Annotated in this window: 16 protein-coding genes and 4 tRNA genes; 18 read left to right on the top strand and 2 right to left on the bottom strand. The window is 60.3% G+C overall.

Going from position 1 to position 20,654, the window contains the following annotated elements; genetic code table 11:
• On the top strand, positions 1-495 hold a 495-nt coding region (locus tag J0909_RS10520; protein WP_286181943.1), incomplete at its 5' end, for an AIR synthase-related protein.
• A gap of 233 nt (positions 496-728) precedes the next feature.
• On the opposite strand, the gene J0909_RS10515 is transcribed toward J0909_RS10520, so the two are convergent.
• Entirely contained in the window at positions 729-1,739 is a 1,011-nt protein-coding gene (locus J0909_RS10515) for a chemotaxis protein (RefSeq protein WP_207262649.1), read from the bottom strand.
• A gap of 55 nt (positions 1,740-1,794) precedes the next feature.
• A complete protein-coding gene (locus tag J0909_RS10510) occupies positions 1,795-2,814 on the bottom strand; it encodes a tRNA dihydrouridine synthase (protein WP_207262648.1) in 1,020 nt (339 codons plus the stop codon).
• A 738-nt stretch (positions 2,815-3,552) separates the two neighbouring features.
• On the opposite strand from J0909_RS10510, the gene J0909_RS10505 reads away from it, so the two are divergent.
• From J0909_RS10505 to fusA, 17 genes are all read left to right on the top strand, one after another.
• Positions 3,553-3,628 (top strand) — tRNA-Thr (locus J0909_RS10505).
• 12 nt (positions 3,629-3,640) lie between these two features.
• Positions 3,641-3,726 (top strand) — tRNA-Tyr (locus tag J0909_RS10500).
• Positions 3,727-3,787: 61 nt separating this feature from the next.
• Positions 3,788-3,864 (top strand) — tRNA-Gly (locus J0909_RS10495).
• A gap of 204 nt (positions 3,865-4,068) precedes the next feature.
• Entirely contained in the window at positions 4,069-5,262 is a 1,194-nt protein-coding gene (tuf, locus tag J0909_RS10490; protein ID WP_207262647.1) for an elongation factor Tu, read from the top strand.
• Between the two features lie 2 nt (positions 5,263-5,264).
• Positions 5,265-5,414, top strand: a complete 150-nt coding sequence (gene rpmG, locus J0909_RS10485; RefSeq protein ID WP_071546590.1) for a 50S ribosomal protein L33 — start codon at positions 5,265-5,267, stop codon at positions 5,412-5,414.
• Between the two features lie 12 nt (positions 5,415-5,426).
• A tRNA-Trp gene (locus tag J0909_RS10480) sits at positions 5,427-5,503 on the top strand.
• An 84-nt stretch (positions 5,504-5,587) separates the two neighbouring features.
• On the top strand, positions 5,588-5,842 hold the full coding sequence (secE, locus tag J0909_RS10475; protein WP_207262646.1) for a preprotein translocase subunit SecE: 255 nt from the start codon (positions 5,588-5,590) through the stop codon (positions 5,840-5,842).
• Between the two features lie 34 nt (positions 5,843-5,876).
• Positions 5,877-6,434 carry a transcription termination/antitermination protein NusG gene (gene nusG, locus J0909_RS10470; protein WP_207262645.1) on the top strand — a complete coding sequence of 186 codons (558 nt, stop codon included), beginning with the start codon at positions 5,877-5,879 and terminating at the stop codon, positions 6,432-6,434.
• A 46-nt stretch (positions 6,435-6,480) separates the two neighbouring features.
• On the top strand, positions 6,481-6,906 hold the full coding sequence (rplK, locus tag J0909_RS10465) for a 50S ribosomal protein L11 (protein WP_207262644.1): 426 nt from the start codon (positions 6,481-6,483) through the stop codon (positions 6,904-6,906).
• 14 nt (positions 6,907-6,920) lie between these two features.
• Positions 6,921-7,628, top strand: coding sequence for a 50S ribosomal protein L1 (rplA, locus tag J0909_RS10460; RefSeq protein ID WP_207262643.1), 708 nt, complete (start codon positions 6,921-6,923; stop codon positions 7,626-7,628).
• 159 nt (positions 7,629-7,787) lie between these two features.
• The gene (rplJ, locus tag J0909_RS10455) at positions 7,788-8,309 is read left to right on the top strand and encodes a 50S ribosomal protein L10 (RefSeq protein ID WP_207262641.1); all 522 of its coding nucleotides are present in this window, start codon (positions 7,788-7,790) and stop codon (positions 8,307-8,309) included.
• A 40-nt stretch (positions 8,310-8,349) separates the two neighbouring features.
• Positions 8,350-8,736: a 50S ribosomal protein L7/L12 gene (gene rplL, locus J0909_RS10450; protein WP_286181942.1), complete on the top strand. Its 387-nt coding sequence runs from the start codon at positions 8,350-8,352 to the stop codon at positions 8,734-8,736.
• A 288-nt stretch (positions 8,737-9,024) separates the two neighbouring features.
• Positions 9,025-13,158: a DNA-directed RNA polymerase subunit beta gene (gene rpoB / locus J0909_RS10445; RefSeq protein ID WP_207262639.1), complete on the top strand. Its 4,134-nt coding sequence runs from the start codon at positions 9,025-9,027 to the stop codon at positions 13,156-13,158.
• A gap of 83 nt (positions 13,159-13,241) precedes the next feature.
• Positions 13,242-17,396, top strand: a complete 4,155-nt coding sequence (rpoC, locus tag J0909_RS10440; RefSeq protein ID WP_207262637.1) for a DNA-directed RNA polymerase subunit beta' — start codon at positions 13,242-13,244, stop codon at positions 17,394-17,396.
• Positions 17,397-17,612: 216 nt separating this feature from the next.
• Entirely contained in the window at positions 17,613-17,984 is a 372-nt protein-coding gene (gene rpsL / locus J0909_RS10435; RefSeq protein ID WP_207262636.1) for a 30S ribosomal protein S12, read from the top strand.
• 97 nt (positions 17,985-18,081) lie between these two features.
• A complete protein-coding gene (rpsG, locus tag J0909_RS10430; RefSeq protein ID WP_207262633.1) occupies positions 18,082-18,552 on the top strand; it encodes a 30S ribosomal protein S7 in 471 nt (156 codons plus the stop codon).
• A 14-nt stretch (positions 18,553-18,566) separates the two neighbouring features.
• Positions 18,567-20,639, top strand: a complete 2,073-nt coding sequence (fusA, locus tag J0909_RS10425; RefSeq protein ID WP_207262631.1) for an elongation factor G — start codon at positions 18,567-18,569, stop codon at positions 20,637-20,639.
• Positions 20,640-20,654 lie beyond the last annotated feature (15 nt).

Genomic DNA, 20,654 nt, shown 5'->3' with positions numbered 1-20,654 from the left:
ATGGGCGACCACGGCCTGACCGTGCTCGGCACCCGCGAGGGTCTCGATTTCGAGGCCAAGGTCCAGTCCGACTCGGCCGCACTCAACCACCTGCTGGTCAAGCTTGTGCGCGGGTTGCCCGAGATCCATGTGCTGCGCGACCCCACGCGCGGCGGGCTGGCCACCACCCTGAACGAGATCACCAAGAGCTCGAACGTCTGCTGCGAGCTGACCGAAAGCGATATCCCCGTGCGGGCCGAGGTCAAGGGCGGCTGCTCCATCCTCGGCCTGGACCCGCTCTACCTGGCCAACGAGGGCAAGTTCATCTGCATCCTGCCCGCCGAGTACGCCGACAAGGCGCTGGAGATCATGCGCGCCGATCCGCTCGGCCACGACGCCAAACGCATCGGCACCATGACGGACGCCAATCCCGGCAAGGTCGTCCTCGTCACCCCCCTCGGCGGCAAGCGGCTGCTGGGCATGCTCGAAGGCGAACAATTGCCAAGGATTTGCTAGGCTCGGCCCCTTTGACAAAAAAGAAGCCCCGGTCATCGACCGGGGCTTCTTTTCTTTGAGCGTCGGCTATTGAATGGCTGCATAGGGATCGGCCCCGCCATTCTTTATGGCCATGGCAGGTGGGGTGCAAAAAAGGCCTTCGACTCATTACCGAGTCGAAGGCCTTTTTCTTTTTCATGGAGCGATTCGGGCGGGTGCGTCATTCGACAACCGCTTCGTTCCTCTTATTGGAATTATTCGCCTCGCCGGGCTTCGATCAACGCGGCGGCGCGTCTGGCCAAGTGCGTGATTTCCGGTTTGGAGATCTGATCGTCGGCACCCACGGTCTCGCCCCGATGGCGGAGTTTGTCGGTGATAAGCGAAGAGAAGAGGATGACCGGCAGGTCGCGCAGGACCGGGTCCTCCTTGACGCGCTTGCACAGGTGGTGGCCGTCCATCATGGGCATCTCGATGTCCGAGACCAGAACCTGGACATAGTCGGTGATGGGGCGTTCCTCCTCCAGGGCGCGTTTTTTGATCTCCACCAGGCGGTCCCAGCATTCACGGCCGTTGTTGGCCTTTTCCACCTGGAAACCGGCCTGGCCGAGCATGTCGCGGATCATCTCGCGGATGAGCGGCGAGTCGTCGGCGATGAGGGCCTTGTAGCCGGAGTAGCCGTCCAGTTCGAAGTTGTCGTCGAACCGCAGCCGCATGGCCGGGTTGAGTTCGGAGACGATGCGCTCCAGGTCGAGGATAAAGACGATGCGGTCGTCGAACTTGACCACGCCGGTTATGGATTCGGAGGACAGGGCGGAGACGTACTTGTTGGGGGCCTCCACATCTTCCCAGGAAATGCGGTGGATGCGGGTCACTCCCGAGACCATGAAGGCCGAGGTGACCTGGTTGAATTCGGTGACGATGACTTTGGGCGGCTCGTTCTCCACGCGTTTCTTCTTGAGCCAGATGCACAGGTCGAGCAGGGGGATGATTCGGGAGCGCAGGTTGAAGGCCCCAAGCACGGCCGGGTGGGAAACTTCGGGCATTTCCGTGACCTTGGGCATGCGGATGATTTCAAGTACCTTGGCCACATTGACGCCGTAGTAGCCCTTGCGGCTCGGTTTGTGGCCCTCTTCGAGGGGCAGCTCTTCCTGGTTGGGGTCGGTCTCGTCGGACGCCTTGGGTTCCTCTTCGAGATAGAACTCGACGATTTCCAATTCGTTGGTGCCCGCTTCAAGCAGGATGTCGGTGGTCTTCTGGGTGGCCATGCTGATACCGCTTCCTTATCAAAGGTGTGGAATGATTAAGAGCCGTTTGTAAACGCTATTGGCAAATGTCGTCAACAGGGGGCCAGGGGGTATCCGGGTCGGCGCGTTCCAAATCCCGTATGGCGTGGGCGGCCTGTTCCAGGTCGTCCCAGGTCGTGCATTGGAGCAGGGAGGCGCGCAGGGCGCGGATGCCCTTGAGTCCCTTGGCGTAGCGCGGGATGATCGAGCGGATCTTGCGGAAGGAACGCGTGTCCCCTTCATACAGCTGGGTCAGGCGGATGTGTTCGCGGACGATGTCGGCCAGGAAGGCGCCGTCGCGCACGGGCATGGGGTCGCCTCGGCGCAGGGCGGTGTATCGGGCGAAGATGGACGGGTCGTAGAGTGCGCCCCGGGCGAACATAACGGCGTCGATGCCGGTCTGTTCGATGCAGCGCACTCCGTCCTCGGCCGAAAACAGGTCGCCGGAACCGACGACCGGGATGGACACGGTCTGTTTCAACTCGGCCAGTTTGGCCCAGTTCGCTTCGCCTGCGAACATCTGCTTGCCGTAGCGCGGATGCAGGGTGACCCAATCGACTCCCGCGTCCTCAAGTCGGCGGGCCAGGTCCAGGAAGACCTCCTCGCCTTTGTTGAAGCCCAGGCGGAATTTGACGCCCACGCGGCCTCCCCGCGGGTGTTCGGCGGCCTTGGCGACCATGATGGCGGCCAGCTCGACCAGTTTGTCGAGGTCCTCCATGAGCTGGACCCCGGACCCCGACTTGAGGACCTTGCGCACCGGGCAGCCCGCGTTGAGGTCGAAATTGCGGTAGCCCATGGAAACGAGTTTTTCCATGACCGGCGGGAAATATTGCGCTTCGGAGCCGAAGAGCTGGAGGACCATGGGGTCGTCCTCGGGGCTGGTGGCGATGAGCCGGCGGGTGCCCGAATTCTTGAAGGCCATGCCCTTGACCGAGACCATTTCGGAGCAGGCCACCACGCAGCCGTAACGGCGCGCGAGCAGGCGGAAAGGCAGGTCGGAATAGCCTGCCAGTGGGGCCAGCCAAGGGCTGTCGGGGGTGATGGGAAATTGATTCATGATGCGATGCACATACGGTCTCGGGCGGCGTGAGTCAAAGGAAAAGGAACCGGGCTCAGTACCGGTAACAGCGGTCGTAAAAGGCTTGGAAGCGGCCCGAGGAGACCCTCGCGTTGAGAGTGGCTTGCCTGTGGTGGACGACGCGGTCGTCCACTATGGGAGAGAGTAATGATATACCCGGCGGACTGAACCAGGGGGATGGGCACGCGGCGAACGTCGGCGGGCCGGATGTCCACGGCGTGGAGCTTCTGGCGCAGGGTCTCGTCCGAGGATATAGGGGCGATGAGGCTCACGACGCTCATGATAGCGCGAACCCTCTCAATATTGAAGGCCCGTTTTCCCGCATATGCCAGGCCTCGGCGTTCGCCGCTGTCCGGATCGACCCGATCTGTTTCCCCAAGTCGTGGGTCAGGACGAGGACGACGAAGAAGAAGGGGACGGTTTCATGCGTTTGGGACGAGTCGTGTTTGCTTGGCGGATGTACCGCAGCCCGTGCTGCCGGGGTCGGCGATTATAGCGAAAATGCCCGGTGGGAGCGAATGGGCGCCGGAGGGAGGGGGAGTGGAAAGTGAAAGGAATTTGAAAAAAAATACAGGGGCAGGGTTGACAAAGGGACGCTTTTATCATTACACCGGCCCGTCTTCGAGCGCAAGACGACTTTCCCGCGAGGGAGAAAAAAGGTCGTTGAAAACTCTTGATTTTTGACATAGCGGCGTATATAGACTTCGTTCCCGGTTGGCTGGCGTAGCTCAACTGGTAGAGCAGCTGATTTGTAATCAGCCGGTTGCGGGTTCAAGTCCCATCGCCAGCTCCAGTAAGACACAATGGTGGGGTTCCCGAGTGGCCAAAGGGAACAGACTGTAAATCTGTCGGCATACGCCTTCGGAGGTTCAAATCCTCCCCCCACCACCACTTTTCGAGTCACGCTGTAGGAGGCCGATCGTGAGGTCGCCGATGGAACTACAGAGAGTGAGCGGGAATAGCTCAATTGGCTAGAGCATCAGCCTTCCAAGCTGAGGGTTGCGGGTTCGAGTCCCGTTTCCCGCTCCATCGAGCCATCTCTCTCTCTTCCATCATCCTTATAAGCAGTGTATGGCTGTGCTCACGTGCTTTGGTCGGCAGAGCGCATCCCCATAAGGATGAGGCTGCCCATTCAGACCCGCCGTGAGTGCAAGGCGTTTTTTGTTTTGCTTGTCAACAAGTATTTAGAAATAGAAACCTACTCAACATTTATTGATCCAGGGGGTTACTGAAATGGGTAAAGCTAAATTTGAACGTAGCAAGCCTCACGTCAACATCGGCACCATCGGTCACATTGACCATGGCAAGACCACGCTGACCGCCGCCATCACCAAGCTGGCTGCCATGGCCGGCCACGGTGAATTCGTTGCCTTCGACGAGATCGACAAGGCTCCTGAAGAAAAAGAGCGCGGCATCACCATCGCCACCGCCCACGTCGAGTACGAGACCGAAAAGCGTCACTACGCTCACGTGGACTGCCCCGGTCACGCCGACTACATTAAGAATATGATCACCGGCGCCGCTCAGATGGATGGCGCCATCCTGGTCTGCGCCGCCACCGACGGTCCCATGCCCCAGACTCGTGAGCACATCCTGCTCGCCCGTCAGGTCGGCGTGCCCGCCATGGTCGTCTTCATGAACAAGTGCGACATGGTTGACGACGAAGAGCTGCTGGAACTGGTCGAGCTCGAAATCCGCGAGCTGCTGTCCAAGTACGAGTTCCCCGGCGACGACATTCCGGTCATCCAGGGTTCCGCCCTGAAGGCCCTGGAGTGCGATTCCGTCGATGATCCCGCCGCCAAGCCTATTTTCGACCTGCTGGCCGCTTGCGACGAGTACATCCCCGAGCCCAAGCGCGACATCGACATGCCTTTCCTGATGCCCGTCGAGGACGTCTTCTCCATCTCCGGCCGTGGTACCGTTATCACCGGTCGTGTGGAGCGCGGTGTGATCAAGGTCGGTGACGAAATCGAGATCATCGGCATCAAGCCCACCATCAAGACCACCTGCACCGGCGTGGAAATGTTCCGCAAGCTGCTCGACCAGGGCCAGGCCGGCGACAACGTCGGTCTGCTGATCCGCGGCGTGAAGCGCGAGGAAGTGGAACGTGGCCAGGTTGCCGCCAAGCCCGGCTCCATCACTCCGCACACCAAGTTCAAGGCCGAAGTCTACGTCCTGTCCAAGGACGAGGGCGGCCGTCACACCCCGTTCTTCACCGGCTACCGTCCCCAGTTCTACTTCCGGACGACCGACATCACTGGTGTCGTCACCCTGGATGAGGGCGTCGAGATGGTTATGCCCGGCGACAACGCCACCTTCAATGTCGAGATGATCCACCCCATCGCCATGGAAGTCGGTCTGCGCTTCGCCATCCGCGAAGGTGGCCGTACCGTCGGCGCCGGTGTCGTCACCGAGATCGTGGAGTAATCATGCGAGTCAACATTCAGCTGCAGTGCACCGAGTGCAAGCGTAAGAATTACGCGACGCAGAAGAACAAGAAGAATACTACCGGACGGTTGGAAGTGTCCAAGTATTGTCCCTGGGACAAGAAGCACACTGTCCACAAAGAGTCCAAGTAGCTTCTATAGCGCAGGGGCATAGTTCCAACGGCTAGAACGCCGGTCTCCAAAACCGGATGTTGGGGGTTCGAATCCCTCTGCCCCTGCCAACTAAGTCTTTGAAAGCGGCGCGGGGTCTTGCTCGTAAAACAGCAAGGCCCCGCCAACCGCTCAATAATTTGGGATAACGAGATATGGCCAAGAAGAAAGGCAAGAAGGTCGCTGAAAAGCAGACCGCACAGTCCCAGGCAGCCGGTCTTAAGGGCAAAATCAAGGAATTCACTGAATTTTTTGAGGAGTCCAAGGTCGAGATCAAGAAGGTGGTCTGGCCGACCCGCAAGGAGACCGTCACTACGTGCATCGCCGTGCTGGTCGTTTCCGTGGTCATCGCTATCTACCTGGGTGTCGTTGACCTGGCGCTCTCGAAGATCGTCGAGGCCATCCTCTAAGGACCAAAGCTACTTGCAAAGGCTGGAACAGAACATGGATGCCACAATGGAACACGCAGCGCCTCGTGCACGCTGGTACATCGTCCACACCTACTCGGGCTTCGAGCAGCGCGTGGAACAGACCGTGCGTGAAATGATGCGCACCGGACAGGACAAGGGCCTCATTGAGGAAGTCGTCATGCCCACCGAAAAGATCGTCGAGATGGTCAAGGGTGAGCGGAAGACATCGACCCGCAAGTTCTATCCGGGCTACATCATGATCAAAATGATCCTGACCGACGATTCCTGGCATCTTATCCAGTCCATTCCGCGCGTGACAGGATTCGTCGGCGGCAAGAACCGTCCGACGCCCATGCGCGACAGCGAGGCGGAGAACATCCTCAACATGATGGAAAGCCGTCAGGAAAAACCCCGTCCCAAGTTCAATTTCGAACGCGGTGACGATGTTCGGGTCATCGACGGCCCGTTTTCCGGCTTCAATGGTGTTGTGGAAGAAGTCAATTACGACAAGGGCAAGCTCAAAGTATCCGTCTCTATCTTCGGGCGTCAGACTCCTGTGGAGCTTGATTTTGTCCAGGTGGACAAGGGATAGCCCGGGTTGTCGCTAACAGCGAAATTTCTCATCGAGGAATACGATAATGGCTAAGAAAGAATTAGGAAAGATTAAACTGCAGATCCCCGCAGGCTCCGCCAACCCGTCCCCGCCGGTCGGTCCGGCCCTGGGCCAGCACGGCGTGAACATCATGGAGTTCTGCAAGGCGTTCAACGCCAAGACGCAGGACCAGAAGGGCCTGATTATCCCGGTGGTCATCACCGTGTATGCGGACCGCTCCTTCGACTTCATTACCAAGACCCCCCCGGCGGCGGTGCTCCTGCTTAAGGCCGCCAAGCTCGAAAAGGGCTCCGGGGAACCCAACAAGGTCAAGGTCGGCAAGGTCACCAAGGCCCAGATCAAAGAGATCGCCGAGTTGAAGATGGCTGACTTGAACGCCAATGACATCGAGCACGCCATGCTTCAGATTGAGGGCACTGCCCGCAGCATGGGCCTCGACGTGAAGGCCTAACGAGGTGAATGAATATGCCTAAGCATGGAAAAAAATACCGCAACGCCGTGGGTGATCGCGACATCGCCGTGCGCGTTGATGTCGAAGAGGGCGTGAAGGCCGCCGTTGCTGCTGCCTACGCCAAGTTCGACGAGACCGTGGATGTGGCCATCAACCTCGGTGTGGATCCGAAGTACTCCGATCAGATGATCCGCGGTGCCGTCTCCCTGCCCAATGGGCTGGGCAAAGACGTCCGCGTGGCCGTTTTCTGCAAGGGGGACAAGGAAAACGAGGCCAAGGAAGCCGGTGCCGATTTCTACGGTTCCGACGAACTGGTCGAGAAGATCCAGTCCGGCTGGCTCGATTTCGACAAGGCTGTGGCCACCCCGGACATGATGGCCGTGGTCGGCAAGATCGGCCGTGTGCTCGGCCCCCGTGGCCTGATGCCCAACGCCAAGACCGGCACCGTGACCATGGACGTGGCCAAGGCCGTCAGCGAACTCAAGGCCGGTAAGGTCGAGTTCAAGGTGGACAAGGCCGGCGTGCTGCACGCTCCCATCGGCAAGGTCTCCTTCGGCCCCGACAAGCTCCTGGAGAACCTGAAGGCGCTGCTGGACACCGTCATGCGCATGAAGCCTTCCTCCGCGAAGGGCACGTACATGAAGGCGCTGGCCGTTTCCTCGACCATGGGCCCGGGCGTCAAGATCGACCCCCTGACCGTCCGCAAGTTTTTGGAAGTCTAAGTCTTAACAAGTTGGAATGCCGGACCCCGCTTTGCGGGGTCCTGTAGATAATCGCACGGAAGGTTGAGTCAGAGAAGGCAGGTGGGGTTGTGTCCCCTTAATTTCCTGCTCAGACAACGCTTTGACCTGCTTTCCGGGCCGAACGACGAGGAGTGGTAGATGAACAGGCAAGAAAAAGCCCAGATCATCGAGCAGCTGCACGAAAAAGCTTCGCGCGCCAGCATCGCCGTCGTCACCGATTTCAAGGGCATGACCGTTGAGGAAATGACCCAGTTGCGCGCCAAGTGCTTCGAAATCGGCGTCGATTACCAAGTCGTCAAGAATACCCTGGCCCGGTTGGCTCTCAACGACACCGATCACGGTGTATTGAGCGAACACCTTAAAGAGAACTGCGCCATTGCGCTGGGTTACGAAGATCCCGTAGCCCTTGCCAAGGCGCTTGCCGATTACGCCAAGACGAACAAGAAGTTCGCCATGCGTTACGGCACTCTCGAAGGCCAATTTCTTGACAGCGACGCAGTGAAGGAACTCGCCAAGATGCCCAGCAAGCCTGAGCTCTTGAGTTCCCTTCTCGGCACGATGCAGGCCGTACCTCGCAATTTCGTCTGTCTGTTCGCAAACATCGAGCGCAAGTTCCTGTATGCCTTGACCGCCATCAAGGAACAGAAGGAAGCCGCGTAAAACACAGGTTCAAAGCGAATCAATTTCAAGGAGATCTATCATGGCTGATATCACCAAAGAGCAGGTCGTCGAGTTCATCGGCAACATGACCGTCCTGGAACTGTCCGAATTCATCAAGGAACTCGAAGACGTCTTCGGCGTCGAGGCCGCCGCTCCCGCGGTTGCCGTGGCCGCTGCTCCGGCCGCCGGTGGCGATGCTGCCGCTGAGGAAGAGCAGACCGAGTTCGACGTCGTCCTGACCGGCGCCGGCGGCAACAAGATCGCCGTCATCAAGGCTGTCCGCGCCATCACCGGCCTGGGCCTGAAGGAAGCCAAGGCTCTGGTTGACGAAGCGCCCAAGGCTCTGAAGGAAGGCGTCTCCAAGGACGAGGCTGACGAGGCTGCCAAGCAGCTGCAGGAAGCTGGCGCCGAAGTTGAAGTCAAGTAACTTCAACGCCTTAAGCTCACAAAGCAAAGAGCGCTCGCCCTCCCAAAAAGGGCGTTGCGCTCTTTGCTCTGTATGTATATATACTGGATTAATCGCCTTTCGCTATTTGGGTTTAGGCGCTGCATGATGCAAATCTACTCCTCGTCGGTGTGCCGGGTTTTTGGTTCCGGCTGCAGCTTATCTACCCATTTTCCGCAACGGTCGCTCTAATCGGCCGATGCGCCAGACAGAGGGCAAGGGCTCTCCGCCCCGCGCCCCAACCATCAACCGCTCATGCATGAGGGTACAATGGGTCAACTGAGAAAAAAATTCGGCAAAATCGTCAACACGCTCCCCATTCCGCACCTGCTGGAGCTTCAGGTGGATTCGTACAATCGTTTCCTCCAGGCGGACACTCCGCCTGCCAGCCGCGGCGACTTCGGGCTCGAAGGCGTGTTCAGGTCCGTTTTTCCCATTGAAGATTTCAACAAGACCGCTAGCCTTGATTTCGTGTCCTATGAAATCGGCGAACCAAAATACGACGTCGATGAGTGCATCTCCAAGGGTCTGACCTATGAGACGCCCATCCGTATCACCGTCCGTCTCGTAGTTTTTGACGTGGATGAAGAGACCGACAACCGCACGATTCGCGACATCAAGGAACAGGACATATACTTCGGGACGCTCCCGCTGATGACCGAGAAGGGCACCTATGTCATCAACGGCACGGAGCGCGTCATCGTGAACCAGTTGCAGCGCTCCCCGGGCATCATCTTTGAGCATGATTCGGGCAAGTCGCACTCCAGCCGCAAGGTTCTCTATTCGAGCCGCATCATTCCCATGCGCGGTTCCTGGCTGGACTTCGACTTCGACCACAAGGACATCCTCTACGTCCGCATCGACCGCCGCCGCAAGATGCCCGTGACCATTCTGCTGAAGGCCATGGGGCTGTCGCGTGCCGACATTCTCGATTACTTCTACGATATCGAATCCTACACCCTGCTCAAGACCAAGGTCACGCGCACGGTGGTGGCCGAACAGTATCGCAAGGAACCCGCCTTCGCGGACATGGATATCGACGGCAAGTCCGTCCTCAAGAAGGGCGTGGACATCACCAAGGGCGCCTGGAAGAAGCTGATCCGTGCCGAGGTCAAGGCCCTCGAGGTCGATCCCGACTCCCTGATCGGCCTGTTCCTGGCGCGCGACATGGTGGACAAGAACGGCGAGGTCATCGCCGAGGCCGCCGAAGAGCTGACCCCGGACCTCATCGAGAAGCTCCGCGACGCCAAGATCAAGGACCTGGACGTGTTGCACACGCGCGGCATGGAGGTTTCCTCCGCCCTGCGCGACACCCTGCTGCTCGACAAGACCACGGACATGGAGTCCGCCCAGATCGAGATTTACCGCAGGTTGCGTCCCAGCTCCCCGCCCACGCCCGAGATCGCGGCCAGCTTCTTCGAGAATCTGTTCCGCTCCTCCGACTACTACGACTTGTCCAGCGTGGGCCGCTACAAGCTCAATTCCCGCCTGAACCAGGACGTGGATCTGTCCATCCGCACCCTGACCAACGAGGATATTCTCCTCGCGGTCAAGGAACTGATGCGCTTGAAGGACTCCCACGGCCCGGCGGACGATATCGACCACCTGGGCAACCGCCGCGTGCGGCCCGTGGGCGAGCTGGTCGAGAACCAGTACCGCATCGGCCTGGTCCGCATGGAGCGCGCCATCAAGGAGCGCATGTCCCTGCAGGAAGTGGCCACTCTGATGCCCCATGACCTGATCAACCCCAAGCCGGTTGCCGCCGTGTTGAAGGAGTTCTTTGGAACCTCCCAGCTCAGCCAGTTCATGGACCAGACCAACCCGCTTTCCGAGGTCACCCATAAGCGCCGCCTGTCGGCCCTGGGACCCGGCGGCCTGACCCGCGAGCGCGCGGGCTTCGAAGTGCGCGACGTGCATACCTCGCACTACGGCCGCATCTGCCCGATCGAAACGCCTGAAGGCCCGAATATCGGCCTGATCGTTTCCCTGACCACCTACGCCAAGGTCAATGACTACGGGTTCATTGAGACCCCGTACCGTAAGGTGATCGACAAGAAGATCACCGACGTCATTACGTATATGGACGCCTCCAAGGAAGCCAAGGAAGTGGTGGCCCAGGCCAACGCTCCCCTGGACAAGAACGGCGTTTTCGTCAACCAGCGCGTCAACGCCCGCTGGGCCGGCGAAGTGCAGTTGACCGCCGCTGAAGACGTCACCTGCATGGACATCAGCCCGAGCCAGACGGTCTCCATCTCGGCCGCGCTGATTCCTTTCCTGGAGCACGACGACGCCAACCGCGCGCTGATGGGCTCCAACATGATGCGCCAGGCGGTGCCGTTGCTCCAGGCCGAGGAGCCGCTCGTCGGCACCGACATGGAAGGCCCTGTGGCCCGCGACTCCGGGGCCTGCGTGCTGGCCAAGGAAGACGGCGTCATCCACTACGTGGACGCCGAACGCATCATCATCAATTACGACAACGGGCTGTTCCCCGAAAGCGGCGGCTCGAAGCATTACGAACTGCAGAAGTGGCACAAGTCCAACCAGAACTCCTGCTTTGGCCAGACGCCTCGCGTCCAGGTCGGGCAGCGGGTCAAGAAGGGTGATGTCCTGGCCGACGGTCCTGGCATCGATCACGGCGAGCTCGCGCTCGGCAAGAACCTGCTGGTCGCTTTCATGCCCTGGTGCGGTTTCAACTACGAGGACTCCGTCCTCATCTCCGAGCGCATGGTCAAGGAGGATGTCTACACCTCCATCCACATCGAGGAGTTTGAGCTGGTCGCCCGCGACACGAAGCTCGGACCCGAGGAAGTGACCCGCGACATCTCCAACGTGTCGGAGGAAATGCTTCGGAACCTCGACGAATGCGGCATTATCCGCATCGGCGCCCGGATCAAGCCCGACGACATCATGGTCGGCAAGATCACGCCCAAGGGCGAGACCCAGCTGACCCCGGAAGAGAAGCTTCTGCGAGCCATCTTCGGCGACAAGGCCCGCGACGTGAAGAATACGTCGCTCAAGGTTCCGCCGGGAATCTCCGGCACCATCGTCGATGTGAAGGTCTTCAACCGCCGCTCCGGCGAGAAGGACGACCGCACCAAGGCCATCGAGGACGCCGAGTTGGCGGCCTTCGACGTCAAGGAGCAGAAGCACATCGCCGCTCTGACCGATACGATCCGGGAAAAGGTCTGGACCGTGGTCGAGGGGGCCAAGCTGAAGAAGGACCTGGCCGGTCCCAAGAAGGCCTTGCTGGGCAAGACCGGCGAAGTCATCGACCGCGAGGCCGTGGACTCCGTGCCGGTCAAGAAGCTCATCGGTCTGTTCGACCGCGAGGCCAACGACCAGCTTAAGCTGATCGTGGCCGACTACGAGCAGCAGATCGCCTTCATCAAGAACATCTACGACGTCAAGCGCGAGAAGGTGACCGAGGGCGACGATCTGCCCCCGGGTGTCATCAAGATGGTCAAGGTCTACGTCGCGGTGAAGCGCAAGCTCTCCGTGGGCGATAAGATGGCCGGCCGTCACGGCAACAAGGGTGTCGTGTCCTGCATTCTGCCCGAGGAGGACATGCCGTTCTTTGAAGACGGCACCTCCATGGACATCGTCCTGAACCCTCTGGGCGTTCCCTCCCGAATGAACATCGGGCAGATCATGGAAACGCACCTGGGCATGGCGGGTCGCAAGCTCGGCCAGCAGGTCCAGCAGATGCTCGAAGAGAGCGACAACTCCCTCAAGAACATTCGTGAGGAAGTCAAGTCGATTCTCGCCACCCCGGACATGAACGAACTCATCGACACTATGTCCGACGAGGAGTTCGTGGACGCGGTCAAGAAGCTCAAGAACGGCATCGTCGCCAAGACTCCGGTCTTCGACGGCGCCGCGGAAGAGGGCATCTGGGGCTGGTTGGAAAAGGCCGGTCTCGCCTCGGACGGCAAGTTCATCCTGTATGACGGCCGGACCGGCGAACCGTTCCATAACCGGGTCACCGTGGGCATCATGTACTATCTCAAGTTGCACCACCTGGTTGACGAGAAGATCCATGCCCGGTCCACCGGACCTTACTCCCTGGTCACGCAGCAGCCCCTGGGCGGTAAGGCCCAGTTTGGCGGCCAGCGGCTGGGCGAGATGGAAGTCTGGGCCCTGGAGGCCTACGGCGCCGCCTATCTTCTGCAGGAGTTCCTGACCGTCAAGTCCGACGATGTCCAGGGCCGCGTGAAGATGTACGAGAAGATCGTCAAGGGCGACAACTTCCTGGAAGCCGGTCTGCCGGAATCCTTCAACGTCTTGGTCAAGGAACTCATGTCGTTGGGTCTGGACGTGACCCTGCACTACGAGGACCGCAAGCGCCCCGGCCAGCCGCAGCAGCCCGCCGCCATCCCGGCGGGACCCCGGCCGCTGGTGGACTAGGACCGGACGCATATAAGGTAATAGGCCCGGCCGGTTTTCGAACCGGCCGGGCATGAGATAACATTTTACGATAGGGGATATCCATGACGTTGGACGATCTGTTCACCTTACGTGGAGCGCCGAACGCGGCTGCCCAAGGCCGCAATTTGAAGGCTATCCAGATATCCATAGCTGCGCCCGAAACCATCCGGGAGTGGTCCTACGGTGAAGTCAAGAAACCGGAGACCATCAACTACCGGACCTTCAAACCGGAGCGGGACGGCCTGTTTTGCGCCAAGATCTTCGGCCCGGTGAAGGACTATGAGTGCAACTGCGGCAAATACAAGCGCATGAAGCATCGCGGCATCGTCTGCGAGAAGTGCGGCGTTGAGGTCATCGCCTCCAAGGTCCGCCGCGAACGCATGGGGCACATCGAACTGGCCGCGCCCGTGGCGCATATCTGGTTCCTGAAGACCCTGCCGTCCAAGATCGGCACGCTGCTCGACATCACCATGGCCGACCTGGAAAAGGTCCTGTACTTCGACTCCTTCATCGTGCTTGATCCGGGCGAGACCCCGCTCAAGAAGCATCAGGTGGTCAGCGAGGATCAGTATTTCCAGGTCATCGACCACTTCGGCGAGGACGCCCTGACCGTGGGCATGGGCGCGGAAACCGTGCGGACCATGCTCCAGGCCCTGGACCTGCCGACTTTGCGCACCGAACTGCGCGAGGAATCGCAGACCACCCGGTCCCAGACCAAGAAGAAGAAAATCACCAAGCGGCTGAAGATCGTCGAGGCCTTCCTTGAGTCCGGCAACAAGCCCGAGTGGATGATCATGGAAGTGATTCCCATCATCCCGCCCGAGCTGCGCCCGCTGGTCCCCCTGGACGGCGGTCGTTTCGCCACCTCGGACCTCAACGATCTGTACCGCCGTGTCATCAACCGCAACAACCGTCTCAAGCGGCTGCTCGAACTCGGCGCGCCCGAGATCATCATCCGCAACGAGAAGCGCATGTTGCAGGAGGCCGTGGACGCCCTGTTCGACAACGGTCGTCGCGGCCGGGCCATTACCGGCACCAACGGCCGTCCGCTCAAGTCGCTGTCCGACATGATCAAGGGCAAGCAGGGCCGGTTCCGCCAGAACCTGCTCGGCAAGCGCGTTGACTACTCCGGCCGTTCGGTCATCGTGGTCGGTCCCAAGCTTAAGCTGCACCAGTGCGGCCTGCCCAAGAAGATGGCGCTCGAACTGTTCAAGCCGTTCATCTACTCGGAGCTGGAAAAGCGCGAGATCGCCACGACCATCAAATCCGCCAAGAAAATGGTCGAGCGCGAGGACCTGGTCGTCTGGGATATCCTGGAGGACGTGGTCCGCGAATACCCGATCATGCTCAACCGCGCTCCGACTCTGCACCGCCTGGGCATCCAGGCCTTCGAGCCGCTGCTCGTCGAGGGCAAGGCCATCCAGCTGCATCCGCTCGTCTGTTCCGCCTACAACGCGGACTTCGACGGCGACCAGATGGCCGTGCACGTGCCCCTGTCCGTGGAGGCGCAGATCGAGTGCCGCGTGCTGATGATGTCTTCCAACAACATCCTCAGCCCGTCCAACGGTTCGCCGATCATCAACCCGTCCCAGGACATCGTTCTCGGGCTGTACTACCTGACCACGCCGCGTTCCTTTGAAAAGGGCGAGGGCATGACCTTTTCGAGTCCCGAAGAGGTCATCTCGGCTCACGACTTCGGCGTGGTCGGCATCCATGCCCGCATCAAGGTGCGCATGAACGGCGAGATCGTCGAGACCACCACGGGCCGCATCATCGTCAGCGAGATCCTGCCCGAGAAGGTCCCGTTCGAACTGGTCAACTGCGTGTTGAACAAGAAGAACATCGCCGCTCTGGTCTCCGGCGCCTACCGCCTGGCGGGCACCAAGGCCACGGTCATCCTGTGCGACCGCATCAAGGACCTGGGTTACGAGTACGCCACTCGCGCCGGTGTGACCATCGGCGTCAAGGACCTCAAGATCCCGGACAACAAGCCGAAGATGCTCGCGACGGCCAACGCCGAAGTGGACGAGATCGAAAACCAGTTCCAGGACGGCATCATCACCCGTACCGAGAAATACAACAAGGTCGTCGACGTCTGGACCAAGGTGACCAACGACATCTCCAACGAAATGATGAAGGAGATGTCCACCGACGTCCTGTTCGATCCCAAGACCGGTAATACCGAAGTCAATTCGAGCTTCAACCCCATCTACATGATGGCCACTTCCGGCGCGCGAGGCAACCAGGACCAGATGCGCCAGTTGGCCGGCATGCGCGGCCTCATGGCCAAGCCTTCGGGCGAGATCATCGAGACCCCGATTACGGCGAGCTTTCGCGAAGGTCTGTCGGTTCTGCAGTACTTCATCTCCACCCACGGCGCCCGGAAGGGTCTGGCCGACACCGCGCTCAAGACCGCGAACTCCGGTTACCTGACCCGCCGCCTGGTGGATGTGGTCCAGGACGTGACCGTGTCCGAGCTCGACTGCGGCACCGTGGACGGGCTTGAGCTGACTCACTACATCAAGGGCGGCGAGATCAAGCAGCGCCTGGCCGAACGCGTGCTGGGCCGCGTGACCATGTTCGATACCTATGACGAGGAGACCGGCAAACTGGTCATCCCCGCCAACACCATGATCGACGATGCGTACGCCAAGAAGCTCGACGCCTCGGGCGTGAACTCCATCATCATCCGCTCCGGCCTGACCTGCAAGTCCAAGCACGGCGTCTGCGCCATGTGCTACGGCCGGGATCTGGCTCGGGGGCACCTGGTCAACGTGGGCGAGACCGTCGGCATCATCGCCGCACAGTCCATCGGCGAGCCCGGCACCCAGTTGACCATGCGTACCTTCCATATCGGCGGTACCGCCTCCAAGGAAATCGAGTCCTCCAACATCGAGTCCCAGCACAATGGCCGCGTGACCACCTCGCGCATGCGCACCGTCGTCAACTCCGACGGCGACAAGATGGTGCTCGGCAAGAGCTGCCAGGTGGGCATCGTGGACGAGCAGGGCCGTGAGCGCGAGAAATACGTGCTCCCGTCCGGCGCGCGCCTGCTGGTGGACGAAGGACAGGAGATCAAGAAGGGCACTCCGCTGGCCGAATGGGATCCGTACATGGAACCGTTCATCGTCGATGTGTCCGGTGTCATCAAGTTCAAGGACATCATCGAAGGCAAGACGGTCCAGGAGGACCGCACCTCCAAGGCGTCCTTCACCATCATGGAATACCGGACGACCAACTATCGCCCGGCCGTGACCCTGCTGGGCGAGGACGGTTCTCCCGTGCACCGGCCCGGTACCGACATCGACGCCAACTTCGCCATGCCGGTGGGTGCCATCCTCATGGTCAAGGACGGCGACACGGTCCGAGCGGGCGACGTCATCGCGCGTAAGCCGCGTGAGTCCTCCAAGACCAAGGACATCGTCGGCGGTCTGCCGCGCGTGGCCGAGCTCTTCGAGGTGCGCAAGCCCAAGGATCTGGGCGTCGTTTCGTCCATCGACGGCATCGTCACCTTCGGTCCCGAGACCAAGGGCAAGCGCAAGGTCGTGGTCACTCCCGAAACCGGCGACGCCAAGGAATTCCTGATTCCCAAAGGCAAGCACATCACGGTTCAGGAATCCGACTTCGTCGAAGCCGGCGACCTGCTGACCGAAGGCTCCCCGGAGCTGCACGACATCCTGCGGATCAAGGGCGAGAAGTATCTGGCCCGTTACCTGGTCGAGGAAATTCAGGATGTGTACCGCTTCCAGGGCGTCAACATCAACGATAAGCACATTGAGATCATTGTGCGCCAGATGCTCAAGAAGGTCTCCATCCTGAACCCCGGCTCCACCTCCTTCCTCATCGGAGAACAGGTGGACAAGCAGCGGTTCATGGAGGAGAATTCCAAGGTTGCGGCCGAGGGCGGCAAGCCCGCGGTGGCCGAGACCCTGGTTCTGGGCATCACTCAGGCTTCGCTGTCCACGGACTCCTTCATCTCCGCCGCTTCGTTCCAGGAAACCACCAAGGTCCTGACCGAAGCCTCCATGAAGGGGAAGACCGACCACCTGCACGGCCTGAAGGAAAACGTTATCGTGGGCCGGTTGGTGCCCGCCGGAACCGGCTTCCGCAAATATACGGATGCCGAGATCAGCGTGCCCGACCAGCCTGAACGCCCCGACAAGTTCCTTGAGGAGTTGGAAGAAAGCCCGCTCCTGGTGGACGTGCCGACGGTGTAGCGCAGCCGAAAATATTGATTCGGCAGCGTTTGATATAACTGATTGAAAAGGTTGGAGAGGCCTGGCCTCTCCAACTTTTTTGCCGGTCCGGATCGGGAAGTACACCCGCGTAAAGGGCGAAAGCCCTTGACAACAGTCGGGAGAATGAAGTACTTCCGGTCCTCTTTGCGCATGACTTGCGCAGAGGTACAGTATTAACTAATGATTGGAGGATGAATGCCCACCATTAACCAGCTCATCCGTAAAGGCCGCGAAGCGCAGCCCAAGCGGAAGAAGACCCCGGCCCTGATGGAATGCCCTCAGCGCCGCGGTGTTTGCACCAGGGTGTACACCACGACCCCCAAGAAGCCGAACTCCGCGCTTCGTAAGGTCGCCCGCGTGCGCCTGACCAACGGCATGGAAGTCACCGCCTACATCGGTGGTGAGGGCCACAACCTGCAGGAACACTCCGTGGTCCTGATTCGCGGCGGCCGTGTGAAGGACCTTCCCGGTGTCCGTTACCACGTCGTTCGCGGCACCCTCGATACCTCCGGTGTCGATGATCGTCGCCGCGGTCGTTCCAAGTACGGCACCAAGCGCCCGAAATAGGTTTTAGCCACTTTCGTAATGCCCGGGGTGGGATGACAAAGTAGGGCGGAGGCTGCCCGAAATAATGTCCCCCCGGCCGAAATCCAAGGAGAAAGAAATGCCTCGTAAAGGTCCTGTCGCCAAGCGGCAGATCCTGCCGGATCCCGTATACGGCAGCAAGCTCATCACCCGCTTCATCAACCGTCTGATGTTGGACGGCAAGAAGTCCACTGCGGAACAAATTTTCTACAAGGCCATCGACATCCTGGCCGAGAAGACCAACGAAGACCCTCTGCGCGCCTTCGAGAAGTGCCTGGACAACATCCGTCCGGCCTTGGAGGTCAAGTCCCGCCGTGTCGGCGGCGCCACGTACCAGGTGCCCATGGAGGTCCGTCCCGACCGCCAGACCGCCCTGGCCATTCGCTGGGCCATCGGTTACGCCCGCGGGCGCGGCGAGAAGGGCATGGTTGCCCGTCTGTCCGGTGAACTGCTGGACGCCTACAACAACCGTGGCGGCGCGGTGAAGAAACGCGAAGACACCCACAAGATGGCTGAAGCTAACAAGGCTTTCGCTCACTACCGCTGGTAGTCACGGAGAGTAAAGTGGCGAGAAAAGTACCCAGAGAGAAACAGCGAAATATTGGTATCATGGCCCACATCGATGCGGGCAAGACTACCACTACCGAGCGGATTCTGTTCTACACCGGCGTGTCGCACAAGATCGGCGAGGTCCATGACGGCGAAGCCACCATGGACTGGATGGTACAGGAACAGGAGCGCGGCATTACCATTACGTCTGCCGCTACCACCTGCTTCTGGCGTGAGCACCGCATCAACATCATCGACACCCCGGGCCACGTGGACTTCACCATGGAAGTCGAGCGCGCGCTGCGCGTCCTGGACGGCGCCATCGCCGTCTTCGACTCCGTGGCGGGCGTCGAGCCCCAGTCCGAGACCGTGTGGCGCCAGGCCGAGCGGTATCACGTGCCCCGCATGGCCTTCGTCAACAAGATGGACCGCATCGGCGCCGATTTCTTCCGTTGCGTTCACATGATGAAGACCCGTCTGGGCGCCAAGGCTGTTCCTCTGCAGTTGCCCATCGGTTCCGAGGACGCTTTCGAAGGTGTCGTCGATCTGATCGAGGGCAAGGCATATATCTATGATCACAAGGATCACGGTGCCAGCTTCACCACCGCCGATATCCCGGCCGAACTCCAGGACCAGTACGAGGAGATGCGCGCCGAGATGATCGAGGCCGTTGCCGAGGAAGACGAGGGTCTGCTCGAAAAGTACATGGCCGAAGAGGAGCTGACCCCGGAGGAGATCCGCGAGGGTGTGCGCAAGGCCACCACGAGCCTGTCCATCTGTCCCGTGCTGTGCGGCACCGCATTCCGGAACAAGGGCGTGCAGCCGTTGCTCGACGCCGTTGTGGACTATCTGCCCAGCCCGCTGGACATCCCGGTTATGAAGGGCGTGGACCCCAAGACCGAAGAAGTCATCGAGTGCCCCTGCGACGACGACGCACCCATGGCCGCGCTGGCCTTCAAGCTCATGACCGACCCGTTCGTCGGTCACTTGACCTTCCTGCGTCTCTACTCGGGTAAGATCGAGTCCGGTGCCACGTTCATGAACGCGGCCACCGGCAAGAAGGAACGCATCGGTCGTCTCTTGAAAATGCACGCCAACAAGCGTGAGGAAATCAAAGAGGCATACGCCGGCGACATCGTCGCCGCCGTCGGCCTCAAGAATATGGCCACCGGCGATACCCTGTGCGACCTCAAGCGCGCCGTGGCTCTGGAGTCCCTGGACATCCCCGAGCCGGTTATCGAAGTGGCCATCGAACCCAAGACCAAGGCAGACCGCGACACCCTGTCCGCCGCTCTCGTCAAGCTGGCCAAGGAGGATCCGTCCTTCCGCGTCAAGGGCGACGAAGAGACCGGACAGACCCTGATCGCCGGAATGGGTGAGTTGCACCTCGAAATCATCGTTGACCGTCTGTTGCGCGAGTTCAACGTGAACGCCAACGTGGGCGCTCCCCGCGTGGCTTATCGAGAGACCATCTCCGCGCCGAACAAGGTCGATGTCAAGCATGCCAAGCAGTCGGGTGGCCGTGGCCAGTACGGCCACGTCGTCATCGAAGTCGAGCCCAACCCCGAGAAGGGCTACGAGTTCGTGGACGAGATCAAGGGCGGCGTGATTCCCAAGGAATACATCCCCGCCGTGGACAAGGGCATCCGGGATGCCATGAAGAACGGCATCGTGGCCGGGTTCCCGGTCGTCGATGTGAAGGTCAAGCTGGTCTTTGGTTCCTACCACGAGGTGGACTCCAGCGAGCAGGCCTTCTACATTGCCGGTTCTCTGGCCATCAAGGAAGCCTGTAGAGGCGCCAAGCCGGTGCTGCTTGAGCCGATCATGGCTGTGGAAGTGGTCACTCCCGAGGACTACCTCGGCGATGTCATGGGCGATTTGAACGGCCGCCGCGGCCGCGTGGGCGAAATGGAAGCCCGCACGGGCGTACAGGTCATCCGGTCCTTCGTGCCGCTGTCCGAGATGTTCGGATACGCCACGGACCTCCGTTCCAAGACCCAGGGCCGTGCCACCTTCACCATGCAGTTCGACCACTACGAGCGGTTGCCCGGCAACTTGGCCGAAGAGTTGATGAAAGGAAACGATTAACACGTAGAGCCTAGG

The sequence above is a fragment of the Desulfovibrio sp. Huiquan2017 genome (assembly GCF_017351175.1).
Lineage (GTDB): Bacteria > Desulfobacterota > Desulfovibrionia > Desulfovibrionales > Desulfovibrionaceae > Pseudodesulfovibrio.
Note: the sequence above shows the minus strand (reverse complement) of the source record. Positions and strands in the feature narration are given on the sequence as shown.